The organism is Sorangium sp. So ce281, from assembly GCF_051527395.1.
GTDB classification, from domain to species: Bacteria; Myxococcota_A; Polyangia; order Polyangiales; family Polyangiaceae; genus Sorangium; species Sorangium cellulosum_B.
In genome coordinates this window covers 6,517,074-6,538,884 of the sequence record NZ_CP150322.1, presented here as the reverse complement: position 1 = coordinate 6,538,884, position 21,811 = coordinate 6,517,074, and the positions used below count along the sequence as shown (strand labels likewise).

Here is a 21,811-nt window from a genome sequence, read left to right as displayed (position 1 = left end):
CCCTCACAGCTCGGCGTAGGGCCCGGGGACGACGTACGCGTCGTCGTTGGCCGCGTACGTGAAGACGCCCCAGCAGACGAGCTTGTACTTGATGGCGAACGCCATCGCCTCCCTCAGGTTCGCCTTCGGCGCGAGCACGGCGAGGTTCGAGCGGCGGACGCCCCACCAGCCCGGCCCGTGCTGCAGCACCGCGTCGTGGAGATCCTGCGTCGCGTGCTTGGCGTCCTCGAGCACCGCAAGGCGCAGGCGGACGAACGACTTGTCGCGCGCGGGGAAGTCGAACCAGTACAGGTTTGACCTCGCCAGCTTCGGGGTGATGCTCCCGGCGCCCTGCGCCGCGAGGAAGCGGCTGAGATCCTCGGGCGAGAGCTTCTGGGTGACCGGGTGCGTGTCGACGCCGCTGCACGTCTCGGGGCCGATCTTGAACTCACCCAGCGCGAGCGGCGCCTCGGGGCCGTTCTCGGGGGTCAAGAGGTACCGATCGACCGCGGGCAGGTCGTCCGGGTACTCCACGCCGGCGTCGATGCCGCTGCACGCCGGGGCCCCCAGCGCAAGCGCGAAGGCTGCCGCGAGCGCGGGGCGCCGGGGCGCGCGGCGGCCAGGCGCAGGACGCTCGTGGCCCTGGCTCGTGCGGGTGGAGGGGGGGCTCGGCGCGCTCGCCGCCGGTGCTCCGGCGGGCTCGCCCTTGCGACTCGGTTTGCTTTCGTTGGACATGTCTCTCTCGCGGCACGGGGTACCGCCTCGATCGGCAGGCGCAGCGCTGCCCGGGCCGGGCAATCATTCAATGCCAGGCACCCCGAGGGCAAACTCCTCGGCGAACATTTGGCTGGCGTGCCCTCGCTGGCCTAGAGTTCCCCTCCGATGAGGCACCCCGGAATGCCGATGCTCGCGCACGTCCCCGCCTTCCGCGCCCGCCGTCCGCTCGCCGCCGGAGCAGCGGGGCGCGCAGGTGTGGCCTGCGCCGCCGTGGCTGCGATCGCGCTGCTCGCCGGTTGCGGCGGCTCGCCCACCGCCCCCAAGCAGGACGACGTCTTCTACCTCCACGGCGCCGCCGGCGCCCTGAGCAAGGACTCGAGCTTCGAGGTGTACTTCCCGCCGCTCGACGCGCCGGCGACGGACCGTGTGCCGCGCCGGATCGGCGTGGGCCTCATGAACGGCGACGTCCGCATGAGCCGCCCGATGGACTGGAACGTCGGCGGCGCCGACTACACGCCCGAGCGCCGCTTCATCACGTACCAGTCCCCGCGGCAGTTCCTGTTCTCGATCTACGAGCGCATCGACAGCCCCGAGGATCCGTGGCCCGACGTGCTCAAGCGCTACGAGGCGGACCTCGAGGAGCAGGGCGCGGAGATCCTCTCCGGCCGCGCGCCCGTGGCCACGGCGAACACGCAGGGGCGCAGCTACCTCGTCAAGGCGAAGATCCCGTCGAAGCCGATCTCGGACGCCTTCGCCCACGAGATCCTGCTCCGGAGCCCCCGCCGCATCCTGCTCGTGCAGATCGTTCACCACGAGAACGTCGACGCGAACGCCGACGAGATCACGGCCGCGCTGCAGAGCCTCACCGTTTACTGAGCGCAGGGCGGGGCCGCGGGGCGAGCGCCTCCCGGCGGCCCGCGGCGGCGGCGCTCGGCCTGGGTCACATCGGCGGGGGCTCGCCCCGATCGTCGTCGTCCTCGTCGTCGCCGCCCGCGAGGTGCTTGTCGTCGAGGGGGATCGTGATCACGAGCCGCTCCGCCGCAGATCCGCCGATCCACGCGGTGCGCTTGAGCGTCGCGGCGCGCGGCGAGCCGAGCTGGAACCGCGGCGCCTCCTCCGTGTCCACGTGGATCTCGAGCATCACGTCGTGGATGCCCGGCGTGAACGTCTCGATGACGCCGCGGACCAGATCCTGCCGCCGACCCCCGGGCAAGAAGGAGAGGTACTCGTCGTAGCCCACCGGGCCGAGCACGACCTTGTAGCGGCCGGAGCCGTCGAACACGTAGCGCCCCAGGGTCAGGCTCTCGCCCAGCTGATGGTTCATCACGCCGAGCTTGTTCCTGAACGGCTTCTCGATCTTCGTCCAGTGGCCGATGAACTGCTCGATCTTCACGTCGATGTTGCCGAGCATCTCGGACAGCACCGTCTCCAGGTTCCTCGCCGAGCGCGACTTCGAGGCGAGGACCGACGCGTAGCGGAGGAAGAAGAAGCGATCGAGCGGCGTCTCGTAGCCGCGGAAGCCGTCGATGCCGACCGCGCAGAGCATCCGGCGCGAGAAGGGATCGGCGCCCTGCTTGCGGTACGTGACGGGCAAGCGGTACTTCGTCCACGCGCGGTAGAGCAGCGACAGGAGCCGGTGGTGGAAGACGTCGAGGAGCTCGCGGATCGGCTGCGGGCCGCCCTGGTAGTCGGCCTGCGCGATCTGCTCGATGAAGTACGCCGGCAGCGGCGACACCGAGCCGTACAGGGCGAGGAACGTGGTCGAGACGCGGGCGCGCTCCACGCCGTCGGCGGCCTTGACCGGCGCGAGCTCGCTCACGTCGCTCGAGGCGAAGATGAGCGAGGGGTCGCCGCGCAGCCGGATGCGCTCGTCCTGCACCGGCCCGAGCTGGCCCACCGGCGGCGCGGCAGGGAAGAGCCGCTCGAGCAGGTAGATGAGGCGGTAGTACGAGAAGCGTGGCGCGGTATCCGCGAAGCGCCGGAGCGTCTCCAGCGCGACGGGGTCGGCGCTCGCGGCGCCTCTCGGCGCGGCCGGCTTCAGATCAGCGTCAGGCTGCCGCTCTTCGAGTCCCATTTATGCACCACGCGTGTATTCGTGCCGGTGACCGTCAGCTGCGTGAACGAGTTCAGCGAGACGTAGGACCCGAACATCTCGTTCAGGATGCTCGCGAACAGGTACATCTCCCCCTCGCCGACGAACCCGCCCTCGTCGAGCTCGATGTCGACCGCGACGCCGCGCACCGGCGCCCCTCGGTACAGCCGATCCGTCGGCCGCACCCGGATCGCCTTGATCGCGGCCAGGCGGAGCTGGTTCGCGCGCGCCGCCTGACGATCGACGATCGCCTGAAAATTGTAGAGATCGACCGTCGCCCGGAGCACCTCGAGCTCGGTGATCGAGCGGTAGCTCATCGCCATGTGGGCCAGCACGCGCCACTGCAGCTCGCGCCCGAGCGGCGGCGGGAGCGGCGCGGTGACGCCGGTGAGGTTGGTGAAGCTCGCCACCGCGGGTGAGGTCGCCGTCGGCACCCTGAGATCGCCGAGCTTCAGCTGCGCCGGCAGGCGGCGGTTCGTGCTCGTCGCCTCGATGCTGATCACGTCGAACTCGGGGAGGGCCCCCGCGTCCTGCGGGGAGCCGAACGAGAGGTACATGTCGATGCCGTCGCCGATGGCGGCCGGGCGGAGGTGCGCCTGGTAGAAGATCGTCCGCGCGGCGGCCTCGGGATCGAGCTCGTGCTGGAAGCTGAAGAACGAGGGGATCTCGACGCGCTGGCTCGTGCGCCGGGCGATGCCGACGACCTTGTCGATGCTGTGGATCTCGAAGGCCGCGGGCGCCGCGCCCGCCGGGCGGCAGAGGTACTCGTGCTTCGTGGCCTCGGGTTTGATCGGATCGCTCGTGTGCTCGAACAGGTTCACGACCGGCGAGCAAAACAGCCGGATGTTCTCCTTGCCGATCCGCGTCCCCGGCGGGAGCCCGTCCTTGAACTGCAGCAGGAGCGCGAACCGGTCGGAGATCCGCTCCGCCGAGAGCGCCTGCAGGCCGGTCACCTCGAAGAACGCGAACTTCTGCGGGAGCGTGAAGAACTCCTGCAGGAGCCGGAACCCCGGGTAGACCGTCTTCGGGTACGGGATCAGCGACTCTTCGTCGGAGAAGCCGGTGAGCCGCACGGCGCGCGCCGGGAGCGACGCGATCGTCGTGTCGCGCCCCGCGGCGTCCACCGCGGCGAGCGCGACGGTGTCGACGTGCGCCCCGACCCAGAGGCGGAGGTCGTCCTGCAGCCTGCGCTCGCCGTGGATGTAGAAGCGCAGCGAGGAGAGCGACAGGCCCGACAGCGCGGCGCCGCCGGTCAGGCGGAGCTCGATGCGGAGCGTCTGCGCGAGCTGCGCGCCCGTGTCGACGCGCACGTCCTCCACCGCGAGCGGGACGAGCTCGACGTCCTGCGTCGTGCGGAACCGGCACGAGACGCCGTCGACCGGCACCGACCCGACCTCCGCGTGCCGAGCGACGACGAGCTTCTCGCGCACCACGTTCGGGAGCGGCGTGAACTCGATGATCGAGGTCGCCGGGATCTGGCGGAGGTAGTGCGGGAAGAGCAGCGACGCGACCGAGTGGATCACCTCGGGGAGCTCGTCGTCGAGCTTCTGGCGGATCTTGCCGGTCAGGAACGCGACGCCCTCGAGCAGGCGCTCGACGTCGGGGTCCCCGCCCTTCTCCGCGAGCATGGGCGCGATCCCGGGGTAGGCGGCGGCGAACTCGCGCCCCAGGTCCCTCAGGTAGGTGAGCTCGTCCTGGTAGTATTTGTTGAACATCCTCTCGCCACCGCCAGTCGACCGCCGGGGCCGAAGGCTGTCAACCGCCGTGAGCCAGGCCGTCGGGCGGGGGCTACGTCATCCGGACGTTGCCGCTCTGGTCCACTGCAGCGCCGAGCCGGAGCGCCTGCCGCCGGCCATCGGGAAAGTGGATCTGCGCGGTGATCTCGAACTCGAGGACCATCGACTGGACCGTGTCGGTGCGCAGGTGCCGGACCTGCACGTTCTTCAGCCGCGGCTCGTAGGTCTGGATGCAGTTCTTGAGCGAGCGCTGCACCAGGCCGATCGCCTCGGGGAACTCATGCAGGACCTCCGAGACCTCCATGAGGCCGTAGTCCGGGCAGGTCAGCGAGCTCCCCTGGCGGGTGTTCAGCATGTGCCCGAGGTGCGTCAGGATGGCCGACTCGAGGTCGTGATCTCGGTAGGTGTGCCGCTCCGTCGAGTGCGGGTCGGCCGCGTGCGCGATTCGGGTGAGGAGGGAGGCGCCGGCCACGAGGGGATCGTAGCTCAGCTCGCGCCTCGAGCGGAAGCCCGCCCGCTCAGCGCGGGGTGAGCCAGTCGTCTTCCGCGGAGATGCCCCCGTCGTTCCAGGTCCAGACGACCTTCTGGTACGTGAACGCGACCTCCTCCTGCTCGGGCAGGCGCGATTGCCCCGGGTTCCTCACGTTGAGCATGTGGAACTGGATGCTCGAGATGTTCGCGTTCGTGAGCTGGACCGTGAAGACAGGCTTCTCGACGCCGATCGCGATCGACCTGTAGAACTGGAGCTCCCAGCGGGGGATGCTCTCGTTGTGGCTGAGGATGCTGAGGAGGAGCGGCGTGGACCGATCGAGGTCCTTCGTGACGATGAAGGGCTTGTGCATCCGCTTGCCCGTCGGGCGCCCCGTGACCGGGTCGCGCGGCCCCACCAGCGAGTGGAATACCTCGGTGACGAGGATGCTACCTTCTCGCCCCTTCTGGGTGACGGAGCCCCTGATTTCCCCTTGTCTTTCGCCGACGAGTCTGAGGTAGGCGCTGAGGGGCATGCCAACATTCTGAGCTTGCTGCGCGTGATGGCCATGCCTGATTTTGAGGCCCCGCTCTGATGCCCCAACGTCAGGACGACAAACGCAACCGGGCGACCCGAAGGTCGCCCGGTGCGACGAGACCTCAGCAGCTAGGTACTACCCCTGCGGCGTCTCCCAGTCATCGTCCGCCTGACGCGCGCCGTCGCCGTCATCGAACGACCACTCGATCTTCTGGTACGTGAAGGAGACGCGCTCGTACTCCGGCCGATCCTTGGCGCCGTCCCCGCCGCGCGTGTTGTCCATGTGGAAGTCGATGCTCGCGACCGTCGCGTTCGTGAGCTTGACCGTGTAGTGGTTCTGCTCCTTGCCGACGTTCTTCGACGCCGCGGTGCCCGGCGTGTAGAACTTGAGCGTCCACTCCGAGATGCTCTCGTTGTTGACCAGGGCGTTGTAAAGAAGGGGGGTTGCCTTGTCGAGCTCCTTCGTGATCACGAAGGGCTTGTGCTGGCGCTTCCCGCTGGGCAGCCCGGTCGCCGGGTCACGCGGGCTCACGACCTGATGCTGCACCGAGATGACAGCGATCGACTTCTCGCGACCCTTCTGGGTGACCGAGCCATCGATCGGGCCCTGGGTAACGCCCTTCAAAACGAGGTGAGCTTGCAACGCCATGATCAAATGCCTCTTCCTTCAAGAACTCGCCGCCTGGGCTCAGTCTACGCCCCATTGCGCGCTGGCAGACGGTGCGCTCCGTCGGGACTAGGAGTTCAGAGACGCAGAGATAAGACTCTTATCGTATCTCTACCCCTGTCTCTCTCAGGGAGTCCAGAAGGTAACTCCCTCTTTGGGAGCGTCAAGACTTTTGTGTCCCGGAGCAGCGCGGGTTTCTTGGCATTCGGTTCGCTTGGGGTTCACGTCTGGTTCCTGACGCCGCGCAATATTCCGTCACGAAGCCATCGCTTCGATAAGAGGGCGCGGGCGTGTCCATCGCGTTGCGGGCGTGTGGGGAACGCGACCACGCGCGGGGCGGCGGCGTGATCTGGCATGCGCGCGACCGCCGACCCGGAGAGAACGAGGCGGGCTGGCCGGCCAGAGCCGTTGGCCGGCCAGAGCCGTTGGCCGGCCAGAGCCGTTGGCCGGCCAGAGCCGTTGGCCGGCCAGGGCGCTAGGTCGCGAACTCGCCTTGGCGACGCCTTGCATGATACGAAGAGCGCGTGAGCATCGTTCGCTTCGGCTCCGTCGTCGGCTTGGGGCTCGCCGCCGCCCTCACGGGCTGCGGATCGTACCCAGAGCAGCCACACGGCGAGCTCCAGACACGCAAGCAGAATCCGATCCCGGTGTGCACGACCCAGCTGCCGCCTGCGAAGCGCGGGGCAGGCGGCAAGGCGGCCGTCCGCACCCTCGACCCAGACCAGTGGCTGAGCGTCGTCATTCCCGGCTACAGCGAGGAACGAGGGATCGGGCCGACCGACGTCGACTGTACCGGCCACTACGTGTTCGCCAACGAGACCCTGCGCGGCGGCATCTCCAAGTCCGGCTGGCCGCGCAAGATCGACCCCGACGAGGTCGAGATCCGCTCCGGGCCGGAGGGGCTTCGCGCCGTGTGGGTGCGCGTCCTCAAGTTCGAGAACGGCGACGAGGGCGGCCTCGTCGCGCTCGTGCGAGCGGCCGGCGATCGCGCGGACGTCTACGGGGTCGGCAGCTTCCGCGCGCCCGCGAAGGGGACCAAGCTGTCCCCGGTGCGCCTCGGCAACGACAACCTCGTCGTGGCCGAGACGAAGGACTGCCCTGATCCCGACGACTGCCGACAGCGAGCGCACTTCTACCTTGCGCGAAGGGGGCGGCTGATCGAGGCGGCATCCGTCGACCTGGAGCGGACGGCGGTGGTGCCCTCCGTCACCGAGCGCGGGCTCTACGCCCGCTACGTGCTGCGCACCGACGTCTCGTACAAACCGAACGGCATTCAGCTGCTCGAGCAGGTGCGGGTGAAGATCGTGAAGCACGACGACGGCAACCGCGACAGCGACCGCGAGCTCCGCCGCGTCGAGTTCCAGCGATTCCTCCGGGTGGAGCGGGATACGCTCTTCTCATCGAACGATCCGCTCTGGGAGCGCGTCGTCGGCCAGGACTAGAGCGGCGGTCACCCGCTTCGGATACGGGCCCACCTCGACGTTTTCGGTGCTCAGCGCACCAGAGTGCGCTTCCGCGCCGAAAACGCCGATCTGGGCCCGTCTCCTGTGCGGGTGACCGCCGCTCTGCGGCGCTTGCGGGGGGCCGTCGCTCTGCGACGCTCGTACCAGGGGCGGGCGGAAACCGCTGTAGAACGGCGGCCGAGGCCAGGGGGTCGCGGGGGGCGGGCGGCCCCCCCGCTGCTCCAGCGAGCGGAGGGAGGCCCGCCGGAGAGGGGAGGGAGGCCTGGCGGAGAGGCGGCTACCAGCAGAACAGCGCGTTGCCGTAGCCGCAGTTCGGGCGCTGGAGCATCGCGTAGGCGGTGCCGACGGCGAGGCCGCTCAGGAAGCCGGTGACGCCGCCGATCGCGATCTGACCGGCGTTCTCGTGCGGCCGTGTGTCGCCGGGGGCGACGCCGCGGGCGATGGTGGTGACGACCGAGGCGGTGAGGGGGAAGGCCACATTGCCGATGAAGGCGCCGGCGTTGAAGCGGCCAGACGAGTAGCGGAACGTGTCGACCACGAAGATGCCCGTGCCCGCGCCCGTCGCGCCCCAGGAGGCGAACGCGTGCGTCGACGGGCCGCCGAACGACTCGCAGCCCGAGTCGGACACCGCCGCCTTCGTCTCGTCGATCGAGCAGCCGGGGCGCGTCGACTCGAGCGCGCTCTTGATCGGCAGGTCCACGAGCAGCGTCAGCGCGGTCATCGTCATGGCGGGCGCCATGACCGAGAAATGCCAGCGCCCCTTCCAGCCGACCGTGGCCTCGGGATCGCTGTAATAGACACGCGGCATCAGGAAAACGACGGAGCTTCCCAGCACGAGGCTCACGTCCGAGACCGTGGCCCAGTTCTTATCGCGTTGGACCGTCGTCTGCGCGGCCGCCTCGCGCGGGGCGAGGAGGCACGCGGCGACGGCCAGACAACCTGCTGCTACGACTTTCTCCCTGATTCGCATGAACGGCGCCTCGCGTTCGGCCGCGCCTCCGGCGAAGATCGGCGAGCCCAAGGCGCGGCTCGCCGCGCGAAACCCCGCCGTGTTGGGGCGCTAGCGTTTGTTCGGATTCCCAGAGCCGGGGAAGCGGACGATGCTCCGGCCTCCCGACTCGCCGGACGACCCATAGTCCTCCGCGGCGGTCGCAGCGTACGCCCGAGAGAACTGCTCGCCAAATATTTCCCGAAAAGTCTCCTTGTCCTCCCCCGAATAGTCGCCGTGGCGGCGCTCGTAGAGCTTCCAGAGCTCCTCGTACTTGCTCGAGAACAGCCCGCCTTTCTTGCCCGCGCGCTCGAGCTTCTCCTCGAGCGTCTTCGGGGAGAGCTTGACGAGCAGCGATCTCACGCCCCCCATCACGCCGTTCAGGAGCGCGATCTGGTGGCTCATGACATCCACGAAGATCTCGTGGAGGTGCCGCGCGGCGTCCGGGCCCCCGACCGGCGTGAGCAGGACCGTGCCGAGCTCCTTCGCGTCCTGCGCGTTCGCGACCTTGTCCGTCTCCGCGGAGCGATCGCGCGCGAGCACCTCGGCCTCGAACTCCTGATAGCCGTCGCGCAAGCTCACGAAGCACTTCAGGAAGACCTCCATCGTGTCGCGGAGCCGCCGCGCGAAGTTGACGATGCCCGCGACGTCGTCCGGGGGCTTCGCGCCGGGCGCGAGGGCGCCCGCCAGCTCGGAGAGCGCTGCGAACGCCGCGTTCGCGGGGGCCAGCTCGCCGAGCGTGCGGTAGTCCACGCCGTAGTACTGAGAGATCTTCTGAAAATCCCGCTCCGCGAGCACGCTCGGGTGCTCCTCGCCGAGCCGGCGCAAGTAGCTCTGGCGCGCATCGGGCGGAAGGCGCGCGAGGTGATCCCAGATCATCCGGTAGACCGCGGCCCACGCGGTCCGGTACGCCTCCAGGTACGGGACCACCTGACGCAGGTAGGGGTCTTCACCGCCGGGAGCGGCGCGCTTCTGCGGGCTGATCAGCGCGGAGAGGTTGTCTCCGCCGGTGCCGAGCAGCGTGCCGTCGTTCGGGCTCTCGGACTTCAGCGGCGCCTCGATGATCGCGAGCCGGATCTGGATCGGGCCGATCGTGATCTCCGGCTGGCCGGTCACGTCCACCGAGGTGTCGCGCGCCAGCCGGTGCCCCGCGAACATCGTCCCGTTCGTGGAGCCGAGGTCGCGCACGAAGATCCGGCGATCGCGGACGTCCACCGCCGCATGGAACTGGGAGATGTAGGGCCGGTCGATGTGAAGGTCGTTCAGCTGATTCCTGCCGATCCGGACAGGGAAGCGCTCGAACGAAACGTCGAAGCTTTGGTTGGCCTGGGTGTCGGACACGCGGGCCGAGAGCGCCGCCGGCATGGGTGCAGACTAGCAGACCCGCTCCGCCGGACGGGAGTGCCTGACGTCCATCCGCACCATGCGGGCCCGCCAGTCTGCGTGCAGCCCACCCAGAGGCCACCCAGAGGCCACGCCGAGGCCCGAGAGGGCGCCGAGGCCGGCCCGCCCAGCGGCGCGCCAAGCCCGGCTCGCCCGGGCCGGCCGGTTTGTTGACCTGTTTGCCTACATGGTGCGACGTTGAACCACATGCCGATGAGCCTCGTCCACAAGATCCCTCCCCTGGTCTCGGCCCTGGCGTTTGGCTACGGGGTCGGGATGGCGGCGCCCCAGTCGGCGATCACGTCGGTCCAGTCGGCGGTATCGACCTACCAGCTGGGGGCAGCGCGGGCCGCGGCGCCGGTCGGGGCGCTCGCCGCGGCGGCGCCGCCGTACGCGGCGCCGGCGCGCGGGCTCGACGGCCCGGCAGCGCCGCCGGGGGGCGAGTCGCGGGAGCTGTGGCGGCTGCGCGAGGCGGCGGGGCGCGACGCGCGGGAGGGCGCCGCGTGCGAGCTCGATCGGCCGAGCTTCTCGCGGCCGCCGCGCGCGTTCTCGGCCGAAGGCAGCTACGCCGACGACGTGGACGACCTCGACGCGGCCGGCGCCGAGGCGCTCTCGAAGCTGCAGCTGCCCGACCTCCGGCTCGCCGTGTCGCGCCGCACCCTGAAGTACGTCCGCTTCTTCACGCGCACCGACCGCGGGCGGCAGATGTTCGAGACGTGGCTGAAGCGGAGCGGGCGCTACCAGGAGATGATCCAGGCCGAGCTCAGGGAACGACGGCTTCCGGAGGATCTCATCTGGGTGGCCATGATCGAGAGCGGGTTCGACCCGCGGGCGAAATCGCCGGTCGGCGCCGTGGGGCTCTGGCAGTTCATGCCCGCCACCGGCGCGGTCTACGGGCTCCAGCAGACGCGGCACCTCGACCAGCGGAAGAACCCGCGCCTCGCCACGCAGGCGGCGGCGCACCACCTGCGCGATCTCTACCTGCGCTTCGGCAGCTGGGACCTCGCGCTCGCGGCCTACAACATGGGCTACGAGCAGCTGCTCGACCGCATCGATCGCTACGGGACGTCGGACTTCAACGAGCTGGCGCGCCAGGAGGCGATCCCCTCGGAGACGGCCGCGTACGTGCCGAAGATCGGGGCGGCGGCGATCGTGGCGAACAACCTGGAGCGGTTCGGGTTCGATGAGGTCGCGGTGAGCCGGCCGATCGACGCCGCCGAGATCGCGGTGGCCCCGGGGACGCCGCTCAAGACGCTGGCGAAGGCCGCCGGCGTCGGGACCTCGACGCTGCGGAAGCTGAACCCCGACATCCTGGGGGACCGCGTGCCGCCCGGACGGGGAGACTTCCTCGTGATGCTCCCGCCGGACACGCTCGCTCGAGCGCAGGCCGCCCTGCCCGCGATGCTCTCCACGGAGCTGCTCTCCACGGACGGCGCGTCGATCCTCGATCCGGTCGATCTGCTCGGCGGACGCGACTTCGCGCCGCGGAGGGGGAGCCGGGACGACGAGAGCCTGCTCTCGCTGCTCCCGAAGCCGGCGCGGAAGCGAACGGCGGAGGCGGCCGAGAAGGACACGGACGACGACCGGCCTGCCCTCGGCAAGCGGCGCGCGATGCGCGATCCCGTGGCCACGTCCTCGCTCGACGACGGCGCGGAGGGCTCGTCCGACGACGACGCGGTCGACGTCTCGCGCGCCCCGCTGCGGACGCGCGCCGGGCGCGGGCAGCCGCGGTCCGCGCGCGAGGTGATGCTCTATCGCGTCGCGCCCGGCGATACGCTGATCGGCGTGGCGCGGCAGTTCGTCATAGACGTCGAGGACGTCGCGCGCGATAACCGTATTGAGCCGGACCAAAAGCTCCGCGTCGGCGCCCTGCTCAAGCTGCGGATTCGGCCCGACATGGTGGACCGCGTCGCGGCCGGCGAGCCGCTCGCCGCGCAGGAAAAGGACGCCAGCGCCCACGACGCCGCGCCGGCGCCGCGAGGCGACGCCACCCGCGGGGGGGCCAAGCCGGCCGCGCGGGAGCGCGGAGAGGCGAGCGGGGCCGAGGGCCGCGCCCCGGAGGCCGCGGAGAAGAAGCGCAAGGGGCGAGGCTGACGAGGCGCTTTCGGACGAGGGCGCGCCTCGGTTAGCATGCCGCGCATGCAGCTCGTCGACACCAAAGCCATCGTCAAGCGACTCACCAAGAACTGCACCTCTGCCCTCGAGGCGGCGATTGGCCAGTGTGTCAACGCGCGCCACTACGAGGTCACGCTCGAGCACCTGCTCCTCGCGCTGCTCGACGACGCGAACTCCGACATCGCGTTTCTCGTATCCCACTATGATCTCGACCCGTCGCACCTCCGCGCCGCGCTCCAGCGCAGCCTGGAAGAGCTGAGGAAGGGCAACGCCGGGAGGCCCGTGCTCTCGCCGACGATGCTCGAGTGGATGCAGGACGCCTATCTCGTCGGATCCATGGAGTACGGCTACCAGCGGGTCCGGAGCGGCGTGCTCTTCCAGCGCCTCGTCCAGCAGCCGACCCGGTACTCGGTGAGCAGCATCGGCGCGTATCTCGAGGGCATCTCGAAAGACGATCTCAAGAACAACCTCCCCAAGATCGTCTCCGGCTCCAAGGAGGAGGCGGAGGCCGCCGCGGCGGCGGCGGGCGCAGGCGCGCCCGGGGCCGGGAAGCTGCCGGCCGGGATGGCGAGCGCCGGGCCCGATTCGGCGCTGGCGAAGTTCTGCGTCGACTACACGGGGAAGGCGCGCGCGGGGCAGATCGATCCGATCTTCGGCCGCGAGCGGGAGATCCGGCAGGTCATCGATATCCTCGCGCGGCGGCGCAAGAACAACCCGATCATCGTCGGCGACGCGGGCGTCGGGAAGACGGCGCTCGTCGAGGGGCTCGCGCTGCTCATCGTCGAGAGCACGCCGGAGAACCCGAAGGTGCCGCCGCTCCTGCAGGGCGTCGACATCCTCGGGCTCGACATGGGGCTGCTCCAGGCAGGGGCCGGCGTGAAGGGCGAGTTCGAGAACCGGATGAAGCAGGTGATCGCCGAGGTGAAGGGGTCGTCGAAGCCGATCATCCTCTTCATCGACGAGGCGCACACGCTCATCGGCGCGGGCGGCCAGCAAGGCGGCGGCGACGCGGCCAACCTGCTCAAGCCGGCGCTCGCCCGCGGCGAGCTCCGGACGATCGCGGCCACGACGTGGAGCGAGTACAAGAAATACTTCGAGAAGGACGCTGCCCTGGAGCGGCGCTTCCAGCCGGTGAAGGTCGACGAGCCGAGCGAGCCGGCGGCCGTCGTCATGCTCCGGGGGCTCCGGCCGAAGTTCGAGGCGGCCCACAACGTCATCATCCAGGATGAGGCGGTGACCGCGGCCGTGCGGCTGTCGGCGCGCTACCTGACCGGCAGGCAGCTGCCGGACAAGGCGGTCGACCTGCTCGACACCTGCGCGGCCCGGGTGAAGGTCGCGCTGCAGCAGCGCCCCGCCGCGGTCGAGGACGCCGAGATCCTCATCGTGAACACCGAGACCGAGCTCACGGCGCTCGAGCGGGATCGGGACAAGGGCGTCAACATCGATCAGGAGCGGGTCGCGGAGCTCAAGGACAAGCTCGCCAAGGCGAAGGCCGAGCTCGAGTCGGTGCGCGCCGACTACGCGAAGGAGACGGCGGGCACGCAGCGGGTCATCGACGCCCGCAAGAAGATGGACGAGGCCAAGACGAGCGAGGAGCGGGACGCCGCGCGCCGCGACGTGGTGAAGGCCCTCGACGAGCTCAAGCAGAGCCAGGGCGAGGTGCCGCTGATCCGGCCGGACGTCGACGAGGCCATGGTCGCGAGCGTGGTCGCGGCGTGGACGGGCATCCCCGTCGGCAAGATGGTCCAGGACGACGTGAAGGCGCTCCTCGAGATGGAGGGCCGGCTGACCCGGCGGATCAAGGGGCAGACGCACGGCATCGTGAGCATCTCGAAGGAGCTCCGCAGCGCGCGCGCGGGCCTGAAGCCGCTGAGCACGCCGCAGGGCGTGTTCCTGCTCGTGGGGCCCAGCGGCGTCGGCAAGACGGAGACCGCGCTCGGGATCGCCGACCTCATGTTCGGCGGCGAGCGGATGATGACGGTCATCAACATGTCCGAGTTCCAGGAGAAGCACACCGTCTCCCGGCTCATCGGCTCGCCCCCCGGCTACGTCGGCTACGGCGAGGGCGGCATGCTCACCGAGGCCGTGCGCCAGCGGCCCTACACGGTGGTGCTCCTCGACGAGGTCGAGAAGGCCGACCCCGACGTGATGAACCTGTTCTACCAGGTGTTCGACAAGGGCATGCTGAGCGACGGCGAGGGGCGGCTCGTCGACTTCAAGAACACGGTCATCATCCTGACGAGCAACCTCGCGACCGACAAGATCACGAACATGACGGTCGCCGCGCGGGAAGAAGACCCGTCGCGCCGCCTCGACGCGGACGGCGAGTTCATCAAGGAGATCGTCGAGTCGATCAAGCCGACGCTCTCCGCGCACTTCAAGCCGGCGCTGCTCGCGCGCATGACGACGGTGCCGTACCTGCCGATCTCGCCCGACGCGCTCGGCGAGATCACGCGGCTCAAGCTCGACGCGCTCGTCGACCGCCTGCGCAAGAGCCAGCGGATCGAGGCGTCGTACTCGGACGCGCTCGTCGAGACGATCGCGGCGCGCTGCACCGAGGTCGACACGGGGGCGCGCAACATCGACCATATCCTCCGGGCGTCGCTCCTCCCGCTGCTCTCGGTCGCCGTCCTCGAGAAGATGGCGGAGGGGCCGCTCCCGAAGCGGCTCCAGATCGGGGTCGACGCCGAAAAGAACTTCACGATCGCGTTCTCGGACTGAAACGGACTGAAACGGACTGCAACGGACCGATCGGCGCCGCTCGCACACCGAAAGTTGTACTGGCCGCGAGACTCCGCATAAATTGGGCGGAGCATGGTCCCGTTCGCCAAGGTCCTACAGCGTTCGATGTGGATCGGGGAGCCCCGTTCGCCCTCCCCCGCAGGGGAGGGCTCGGCGCGCCAGCCGGGGCCTCGACGTCGGCCGGCGTCGCTCCTCCGCGGGGCGGCCCCGGCGAAGGTCGCGGCGGCCATCGCGGCGGCGACCTTCGCCGTCGGCCTCGGCGCCGCGCTGCCCGCCGCGCTCTCGGGCTGCACGTCCGCGGCGCCGCCGCCCGCGGCCCCCGAGCCGTGCGACGTCCAGATCGTGACGCTCTCGATCTACGCGTCCGACAACATCAACCCCAACGAGAACGGGAACCCCCGGCCCGTGGTCGTGCGGCTCTACCAGCTGAAGAGCAGCGCGCGCATGGAGAACGCGACGTACGACCAGATCCTCCTCAAGGACAAGGAGACGCTCGAGGACGACCTCGCCAAGGTCGACGAGGTCGAGGTCTTCCCGAACGACCTCGTCGAGGTGAAGTTCGAGCGCCTGCCCGACGCGAGCCACCTCGTCGGCGCCGCCCTGTTCCACAGCCCGAAGGGCAACAGCTGGAAGACCTTCTACGAGTTCCCGCTCCCGCCCGGAGAGGCGCAGTGCGGCGGCCGCGAGCCCGACGCAGGTCCGCCCGTGGCCGATCCGCGGGTCGCGTTCTTCATCGACTCGACCAAGATCGACAACGGGGTCGAGTTCGACGAGTCGATGTTCCCCAACGCGAGCGCCGTTCGCCGGCTCAGCCTGCCGAAGAAGGTGGCCGCGCCAGAGGCGCCCGCTCGCCCGGGGAAGTGATCGTCGTGGCGCGCGCAGGTCGTCCTCCCAGCGGCAGTCCGCGCGGCGTGCGCGACGTGACCGCGCGGCCCCCGGCGACGACGAGCGGCCCGACGCGCGCAGCGCAGCGTCGGCGCTCCCCGCGCTCGACCCGCTTTCGCGACGCCGCGCACGGCACATCTGGTAAGACTGGACGGGCGACATGATTCACCCGCGCAAGCCGGTCTGGACCGAGGGGCTCTTCATGACCCCTCAGCACCTGCAGCAAACGGACGCCTACCACGAGACGCTGCTCCATGCGCGCCTCCATGCCGTCGTGGGCTACGACTGGGGCATCACGTCCGCCCAGTTCGACGAGCGCGCGCTCTCTGCCGGGCAGTTCAAGGTCGTCAAATGCCACGGCGTCTTCCCCGACGGCACGCCGTTCTTCATCGGCGATCGCGGCGAGGACCAGGTCGAGGCGCGGCCGCTCGAGGGCGCCTTCCCGGCCGCGTTGAAGACGCTCGACGTCTTCCTCGGCATCCCGAACCTGCGCGAGACCGCCGCGAACATCAGCCTGGACGCGGCGAAGGCGGGCCCCGCCCAGCGGTTCGTGGCCGCCCAGACGACGGTCCCGGACGTGAACTCCGGCCGCAACGAGCAGTCGGTCACCTGGGCCCGCACCAACCTGCGGCTCCTCTTCGGCACCGAGCCGCGCGACGCGTACCAGACCGTGCGCATCGCGCAGCTCGTCCGCGACAGCTCCGGCGCGATCGCCCTGCGGAAGAACTTCATCCCGTCGGTCCTTCGCATCAACACGTCGGACCACATCATGTCCGGCCTCCGCCGCGTGCTCTCGGCGCTCGTCGGCAAGCAGAAGTCGCTCGTCGAGGGGCGGCGCATGCGCAACGCGGCGTCGGTCGACTTCCAGGCCTCCGACCTCACCAAGTTCTGGCTGCTCCACACCCTGAACTCGTACATCCCGATCGTGTCGCACCTCGTCGACCACGGCGGCGCGCACCCGGAGCAGTGTTATGTCGTCCTCGGCTCGCTCATCGGAGAGCTCTGCACCTTTGCGGCCACCGACAGCGATCCGACGACGATCCCCAAGTTCAACTACCTCGAGCTCGATGGCGTCCTCGACCCGATGTTCGACCGGGCGTGGAGGCTCATCAACGAGGTTGTCACGGAGCAGTTCGTGATCGTGCCGCTCGAGAAGCGCGAGGACGGCATGTACCTCGGCAGGTTCGAGGACCCGAAGCTGCCCCGCAGCCACGAGATGTTCCTCGAGGCGAAGGGCACGGACGAGGGCACGCTGCGCGAGCGGCTCCCGCGCCTGCTCAAGATCGGCTCGTGGACGCAGATCGGCCACATCCTGCACTCCGCGACGCCCGGCGTGAACGTCGCCATCGAGTACCGGCCGCCGGGCGCCATCCCGGTCAAGCCGGGGCTCGTCTACCTCCGCGTCAACCAGAACGGCGATTACTGGAACGATATCCTCGGCTCTGGCACGATCGCTATCTACCAGCCGATCGAACCGCAAAAGGTCGATCTCCGGCTGATCGCCGTCCCGGCAGGAAAGTGAACGTGTCAGGCCGCCCCTTCCGGGTGAGGAGCCCATGAGCCTCTCGCAGACGATGTACTTTGTGTGCTCCGACGTGCTCTCGCTGATCCTGCAGCTCAGGAACTCGCGCGACCTCCCGGCGCCCGACATCCTCCAGCGGCGCGTCCTCGGCCTGTTCGACACGATGATGCAGAACGGCCGGGAGGCGCGCATCCCCGAGCAGGACATGATCGACGCGAAGTTCGCGCTCGCGGCCTTCGCTGACGAGGTGATCTTCAACTCGAACTGGCCGGGGAGGACGCAGTGGCTCCAGAACCCGCTGCAGTTCCAGTTCTTCCAGCTGAACACGGCCGGCGACGGGTTCTTCACGAACCTCGACAACCTCTACGGCCAGCGCGGGAGGAACCACGTCGCGCAAATCTACTTCCTCTGCTTGGCCCTCGGCTTCCAGGGGAAATATCGTCTGCGTCAGCAGGAGGGCCTCGGCGCCGTCATCGAGGGCGTGGGCAACCACGTCGCTGTCGCCGAGGGCGGCGGTGAGGCCCTCGCGCCGAACGCGGAGCGCAAGGACGGCGGTGCGAACGCGGTGCGCCGCGAGCTGCCCTACCTGGCCATCGCGCTCGGGCTGCTCGTGCTGGCCGTCCTCGTGGTCATCGTGCTCCGGCTCGTCGTGGCCTCGGACGCGGAGGGCGTGGCCGACCAGATCAAGAAGCTGATCAGCACGGGGACCTAGGCGACTCCGCCGTCCTCTGCTGTTCCCGAGGGAGACTTGCGATGTGGCTGTGGATCCTGAGCGCCCTGTTCCTCACCGCCGTGTGGGGAGTGTGGTTCATGCTGCGCCCGGCGGCAGGGGAGGGGGCCGAGGCGTTCCCGATCGAGATCCCGCTCGTGGCGACGGCGGTCGTCCTCGCCCTGCTCGTCGGGCTGGCGGTCTATAGGCGCATCCGCGCGGCGCGCGCCGCGCGGGCGCTCGAGAAGGCGATCGCGCAGCAGGCGCAGGAGCAGGTGATCAACGCGAAGCCGGAGCGGCGCGCGGAGATCCAGGAGCTCAACCGGCAGATGCAGGAGGGCATCGCCGCGCTCAAGGCCTCGAAGCTCGGCGGGGGCAAGCGGGGCGCCGACGCGCTCTACGTCCTCCCCTGGTACGTGATGGTCGGCCCGCCCGGGGCAGGCAAGACCACCGCCCTCCGGCACTCCGGGCTCGTGTTCCCGTACATCGACCCCGAGCGCACCGGCGTGCGCGGCGTCGGCGGCACCAGGAACTGCGAGTGGTGGTTCACGAACGAGGCGATCCTCCTCGACACCGCCGGCCGGTACACGACCGAGAGCGACGACCACGACGAGTGGATGGCGTTCCTCGAGACCCTGCTGCAGCACCGCGAGCACAAGCCGCTGAACGGCGTCATCGTCGCGGTGAGCCTGAGCGAGCTGCTCGACGCGAGCGACGAGCAGATCGATCAGACCGGCAAGAAGATCCGCGCGCGTATCGACGAGATGCAGCAGACGCTGCACATGGTCCTGCCGGTCTACGTGCTCTTCACGAAGAGCGACCTGGTGGCGGGCTTCACCGAGTACTTCGGCGACCTGAAGAAGAGCGAGCGCGCCCAGGCGTGGGGCGCCACCGTGCGGCTCGACGAGAACAAGGACGAGCCGGGGAAGATCTTCGATCGCGAGTTCGACGTGCTCGTCGAGAAGCTCCACGCGCGCCTGACGAAGCGGCTCATCGGCGAGCGCAACCGCGAGGTGAAGGAGAAGAGCTACCAGTTCCCGCTCGAGTTCGCGGCGGTGAAGCGCAACCTGTCGGACTTCATCGCGGCGGCGTTCGCGCCGAAGGCGGGCGCGGCGCCCACGCCGATCCTGCGCGGGTTCTACTTCACGAGCGGCGTCCAGGAGGGGCGGCCGCTCGACCGCGTGGTCGGGGCGATGGGGCGCGCGTTCGGGCTCCGCGCGGGGCTCGGCGAGGGCGAGGAGGACGCCGCGGTTCCGAAGGAGTCGAAGAGCTTCTTCCTGCACGACGTCTTCACCAACGTCGTCTTCCCGGATCAGGACCTCGCCGCGCGCTCCGAGGCGGAGCTCCGGCGGCGGCGGATGCAGCGGATCCTGGTCGCGGCGGCCGCGGCGCTCGTGGCGCTCCTGTTCCTCCTGCCGGCGGTGATCTCGTACTTCAACAACAAGGCGCTCGTCGCCGAGACCCGGCGCATCTCGGACGAGATCGCGTTCGTGGACTGGTCCGGGCGGAGCGGCGCGCCGCCGAACGTGCGCGCGAACATCGACAAGCTCGATCGGCTGCAGGAGCACGTGGGGCGGCTCGACGGTTACGTCGAGAACACGCCGATCGAGTACGGCTGGTTCATGTTCCAGGGGGACAAGCTGTTCCCGCCGACGATGGGCCAGTACATCATGAGCCTGAAGCAGGGCTTCGTCAGCCCCGCGAAGGCGCAGCTCGAGGCGAAGCTCGAGAAGGTGCGCGAGGGGGAGTTCCTGGACGGCTACAACGCGCTGCGGAGCTACCTCCTGCTCGGCAAGGAGTACCAGGGCCACATGGATGAGCAGGCAGCGCGGTGGCAGACCGGGCGGCTCGTCCAGGTCTGGGCCGACACCCTGAAGCCGTTCACCGATCTGCCCGAGAGCGAGCTGAAGGAGCGGCTCACGCCGCACGTCGCGTACTACATCGACCTCGTGCGGCGGAAGAAGCTCGAGGCCGAGGAGCTGAACGAGCCGCTCATCGCCAGGGCGCGCGCCGACCTGCTGCGGGTCGACCCGACGAAGCGCTACTACGATCAGTTTGTAACGAGCCTGATCGATCAGAAGTACGACGAGTCGGGGCCGAACACGCCGGAGAACCTGAAGTACCCGCCGGTGTCGCTCAACGAGATGTTCGCGGATCGGCCCGAGGTGCTGACCGTCGTCCACAGCGCGCAGAAGAACCGGGGCGGGACGTGGTTCGAGGTGCAGGGGCCCTACACGGCCAAGGGGCACGCGCAGGTGCTCGAGTCGCTGAAGGAGGGGAGGAAGAAGCTCGAGCGAGAGCTCTGGGTGCTCCCCCTGTCGAGCGACGAGAAGCGGCAGGGCGACCAGATCCAGAAGGAGCTCGACCGCGTCCGGCAGGACTACGACAACGCGTACATCGCGCAGTGGGAGGCGTTCTTCCGCGACATCCAGGTCGACGTCCCGAAGACGAACCGGGAGGCGATCCACGAGTTCAGGGTGCTCTCCACGCCCGACTGGCCCTACCGGCGGCTGCTCCAGCGGCTCTCGGACGAGACGCAGTTCGGGAAGGACGAGAAGCCAAGCCTGCTGACGGCGGACGGCGGCCTGCTCGACAGGGCCAAGGACATGATCGCGCAGAAGGTCGACCAGCGGACGGGCGTGCGGATCGACTCGATGCTCACGGGGAACCAGCGCCAGCACTACGATCCGGTGCCCGACAAGTTCGAGTCGATGGCCAGCTTCGGGGTGCCCCAGCCGCCGGCGGGCGAAGGGCAGCCCCCGCCGCCCCCGCCCAAGCTCGGCCAGTACGTGGGCCACCTCGAGCGGCTGGCAGGGGAGATGAGCGTCGTCGAGGACGGGCCGCCGGACGCGGACACCTCGAAGGCCACGGAGGCGTTCCAGGACGCGGTGAAGGAGACCCAGGGGCTGCTGCTCTCGATGGACCAGAACGGGCAGCGGCTGATGGAGCCGCTCCTCATGAACCCCCTCCGGCAGGCGTACAAGGCCGTCGTGCGGCGCGCAGGCGGCGCGGCGAGCGGGATCTGGGAGGTCGAGGTCTGGCCGCACTACCGCGACAAGATCAAGGACCGCTACCCGTTCAACCTCGCGTCGTCACGCGACGCGTCGCTCGAGGACGCGATGGCCTTCTTCAAGCCGAAGGACGGGGTGCTCTGGGGCTTCTACGAGACGTACCTCAAGGGCTTCCACTACCAGGTCGGGCACGAGTTCTTCCCGAAGGCGCACCTCTCGGGGCAGCCGCAGGCGGCGAAGCCGTTCACGCCGTTCAGCGCGAACCTGTACAACTGCCTGAGGCGCTCGAACGAGATCTCCGACGCGCTCTTCGGGAGCAGCGGGGGGGCGGAGCCGAAGGTCGTCTTCCACATCAACATGAAGACGGTCAGCCCGATCGTGAGCGAGGTGGTCTTCGAGGTCGACGGCCAGAAGAGGCTCTATCGCAACGAGAAAGAGTTCTGGCACACCTTCAACTGGCCGGGCGAAGGCGCGAAGGGGGCGAGGATCCAGGTGCGCGGCGCGGGGGGGCTCGACGAGGAGCTCGTGCGCGAAGGGCCGTGGGGGATCTTCCGGCTCTTCGAGGCCGGGACGACCACCGCCCAGAGGGACAACGACGAGCTGTTCACGGTGACCTGGCAGATGACGGCGCCGCCCGTGACCGTGACCATGGAGATCAGGCCGACCCGGGGGAACCACCCGTTCCCGACGAGCTTCTTCCGGGCGACCAACTGCCCTGCCAGCATCGGCGATCGCTTCGGTAAAGGGTGACCTGGGCAGCAACGGAGCCAGCGGGGGAGGGGGTGTCGTGCGGGGG

General features: G+C 69.4%; 16 protein-coding genes. 8 read left to right on the top strand and 8 right to left on the bottom strand.

Going from position 1 to position 21,811, the window contains the following annotated elements; genetic code table 11:
* Positions 1 to 3: 3 nt before the first annotated feature.
* The gene (locus WMF27_RS24830) at positions 4 to 714 is read right to left on the bottom strand and encodes a hypothetical protein (RefSeq protein ID WP_437766405.1); all 711 of its coding nucleotides are present in this window, start codon (positions 712 to 714) and stop codon (positions 4 to 6) included.
* A gap of 147 nt (positions 715 to 861) precedes the next feature.
* Between WMF27_RS24830 and WMF27_RS24825 the strand changes: the two genes are divergently transcribed.
* Complete coding sequence (locus WMF27_RS24825) at positions 862 to 1,572, top strand: hypothetical protein (protein ID WP_437766406.1); 711 nt, start codon at positions 862 to 864, stop codon at positions 1,570 to 1,572.
* A 64-nt stretch (positions 1,573 to 1,636) separates the two neighbouring features.
* Here the strand turns inward: WMF27_RS24825 and tssG are convergent, their stop codons facing one another.
* The 5 genes from tssG to WMF27_RS24800 all read right to left on the bottom strand — a co-directional run bounded on the left by tssG (position 1,637) and on the right by WMF27_RS24800 (position 6,179).
* Entirely contained in the window at positions 1,637 to 2,770 is a 1,134-nt protein-coding gene (gene tssG, locus WMF27_RS24820) for a type VI secretion system baseplate subunit TssG (RefSeq protein WP_437766407.1), read from the bottom strand.
* Complete coding sequence (tssF, locus tag WMF27_RS24815) at positions 2,734 to 4,503, bottom strand: type VI secretion system baseplate subunit TssF (RefSeq protein WP_437766408.1); 1,770 nt, start codon at positions 4,501 to 4,503, stop codon at positions 2,734 to 2,736. Before tssF ends, tssG begins: the two co-directional genes overlap by 37 nt.
* Before the next feature lie 73 nt (positions 4,504 to 4,576).
* Positions 4,577 to 4,996 carry a type VI secretion system baseplate subunit TssE gene (tssE, locus tag WMF27_RS24810; protein WP_012237628.1) on the bottom strand — a complete coding sequence of 140 codons (420 nt, stop codon included), beginning with the start codon at positions 4,994 to 4,996 and terminating at the stop codon, positions 4,577 to 4,579.
* 46 nt (positions 4,997 to 5,042) lie between these two features.
* A complete protein-coding gene (gene tssD, locus WMF27_RS24805) occupies positions 5,043 to 5,528 on the bottom strand; it encodes a type VI secretion system tube protein TssD (protein ID WP_437766409.1) in 486 nt (161 codons plus the stop codon).
* 138 nt (positions 5,529 to 5,666) lie between these two features.
* A complete protein-coding gene (locus WMF27_RS24800; protein ID WP_437292882.1) occupies positions 5,667 to 6,179 on the bottom strand; it encodes an Hcp family type VI secretion system effector in 513 nt (170 codons plus the stop codon).
* 542 nt (positions 6,180 to 6,721) lie between these two features.
* Here WMF27_RS24800 and WMF27_RS24795 point away from each other — a divergent pair.
* On the top strand, positions 6,722 to 7,639 hold the full coding sequence (locus WMF27_RS24795; RefSeq protein WP_437766410.1) for a hypothetical protein: 918 nt from the start codon (positions 6,722 to 6,724) through the stop codon (positions 7,637 to 7,639).
* Positions 7,640 to 7,937: 298 nt separating this feature from the next.
* Here the strand turns inward: WMF27_RS24795 and WMF27_RS24790 are convergent, their stop codons facing one another.
* Both WMF27_RS24790 and WMF27_RS24785 read right to left on the bottom strand, forming a co-directional pair.
* Entirely contained in the window at positions 7,938 to 8,630 is a 693-nt protein-coding gene (locus WMF27_RS24790) for a hypothetical protein (RefSeq protein WP_437766411.1), read from the bottom strand.
* Between the two features lie 90 nt (positions 8,631 to 8,720).
* Positions 8,721 to 10,013 carry a type VI secretion system-associated FHA domain protein gene (locus WMF27_RS24785; RefSeq protein ID WP_437766412.1) on the bottom strand — a complete coding sequence of 431 codons (1,293 nt, stop codon included), beginning with the start codon at positions 10,011 to 10,013 and terminating at the stop codon, positions 8,721 to 8,723.
* 225 nt (positions 10,014 to 10,238) lie between these two features.
* On the opposite strand from WMF27_RS24785, the gene WMF27_RS24780 reads away from it, so the two are divergent.
* The 6 genes from WMF27_RS24780 (at position 10,239) to tssM (ending at position 21,765) form a co-directional block, all read left to right on the top strand.
* Entirely contained in the window at positions 10,239 to 12,125 is a 1,887-nt protein-coding gene (locus WMF27_RS24780; protein WP_437769809.1) for a transglycosylase SLT domain-containing protein, read from the top strand.
* Positions 12,126 to 12,161: 36 nt separating this feature from the next.
* Positions 12,162 to 14,867, top strand: coding sequence for a type VI secretion system ATPase TssH (gene tssH / locus WMF27_RS24775; protein ID WP_437766413.1), 2,706 nt, complete (start codon positions 12,162 to 12,164; stop codon positions 14,865 to 14,867).
* Between the two features lie 126 nt (positions 14,868 to 14,993).
* The gene (gene tssJ, locus WMF27_RS24770) at positions 14,994 to 15,752 is read left to right on the top strand and encodes a type VI secretion system lipoprotein TssJ (RefSeq protein ID WP_437766414.1); all 759 of its coding nucleotides are present in this window, start codon (positions 14,994 to 14,996) and stop codon (positions 15,750 to 15,752) included.
* Positions 15,753 to 15,933: 181 nt separating this feature from the next.
* Positions 15,934 to 17,295 (top strand): type VI secretion system baseplate subunit TssK, encoded by a 1,362-nt coding sequence (gene tssK / locus WMF27_RS24765; protein WP_437766415.1) that lies wholly within the window; start codon positions 15,934 to 15,936, stop codon positions 17,293 to 17,295.
* 34 nt (positions 17,296 to 17,329) lie between these two features.
* Entirely contained in the window at positions 17,330 to 18,007 is a 678-nt protein-coding gene (locus WMF27_RS24760) for a DotU family type IV/VI secretion system protein (protein ID WP_437274698.1), read from the top strand.
* Between the two features lie 41 nt (positions 18,008 to 18,048).
* Positions 18,049 to 21,765, top strand: a complete 3,717-nt coding sequence (gene tssM / locus WMF27_RS24755) for a type VI secretion system membrane subunit TssM (protein ID WP_437766416.1) — start codon at positions 18,049 to 18,051, stop codon at positions 21,763 to 21,765.
* Positions 21,766 to 21,811: the final 46 nt, after the last annotated feature.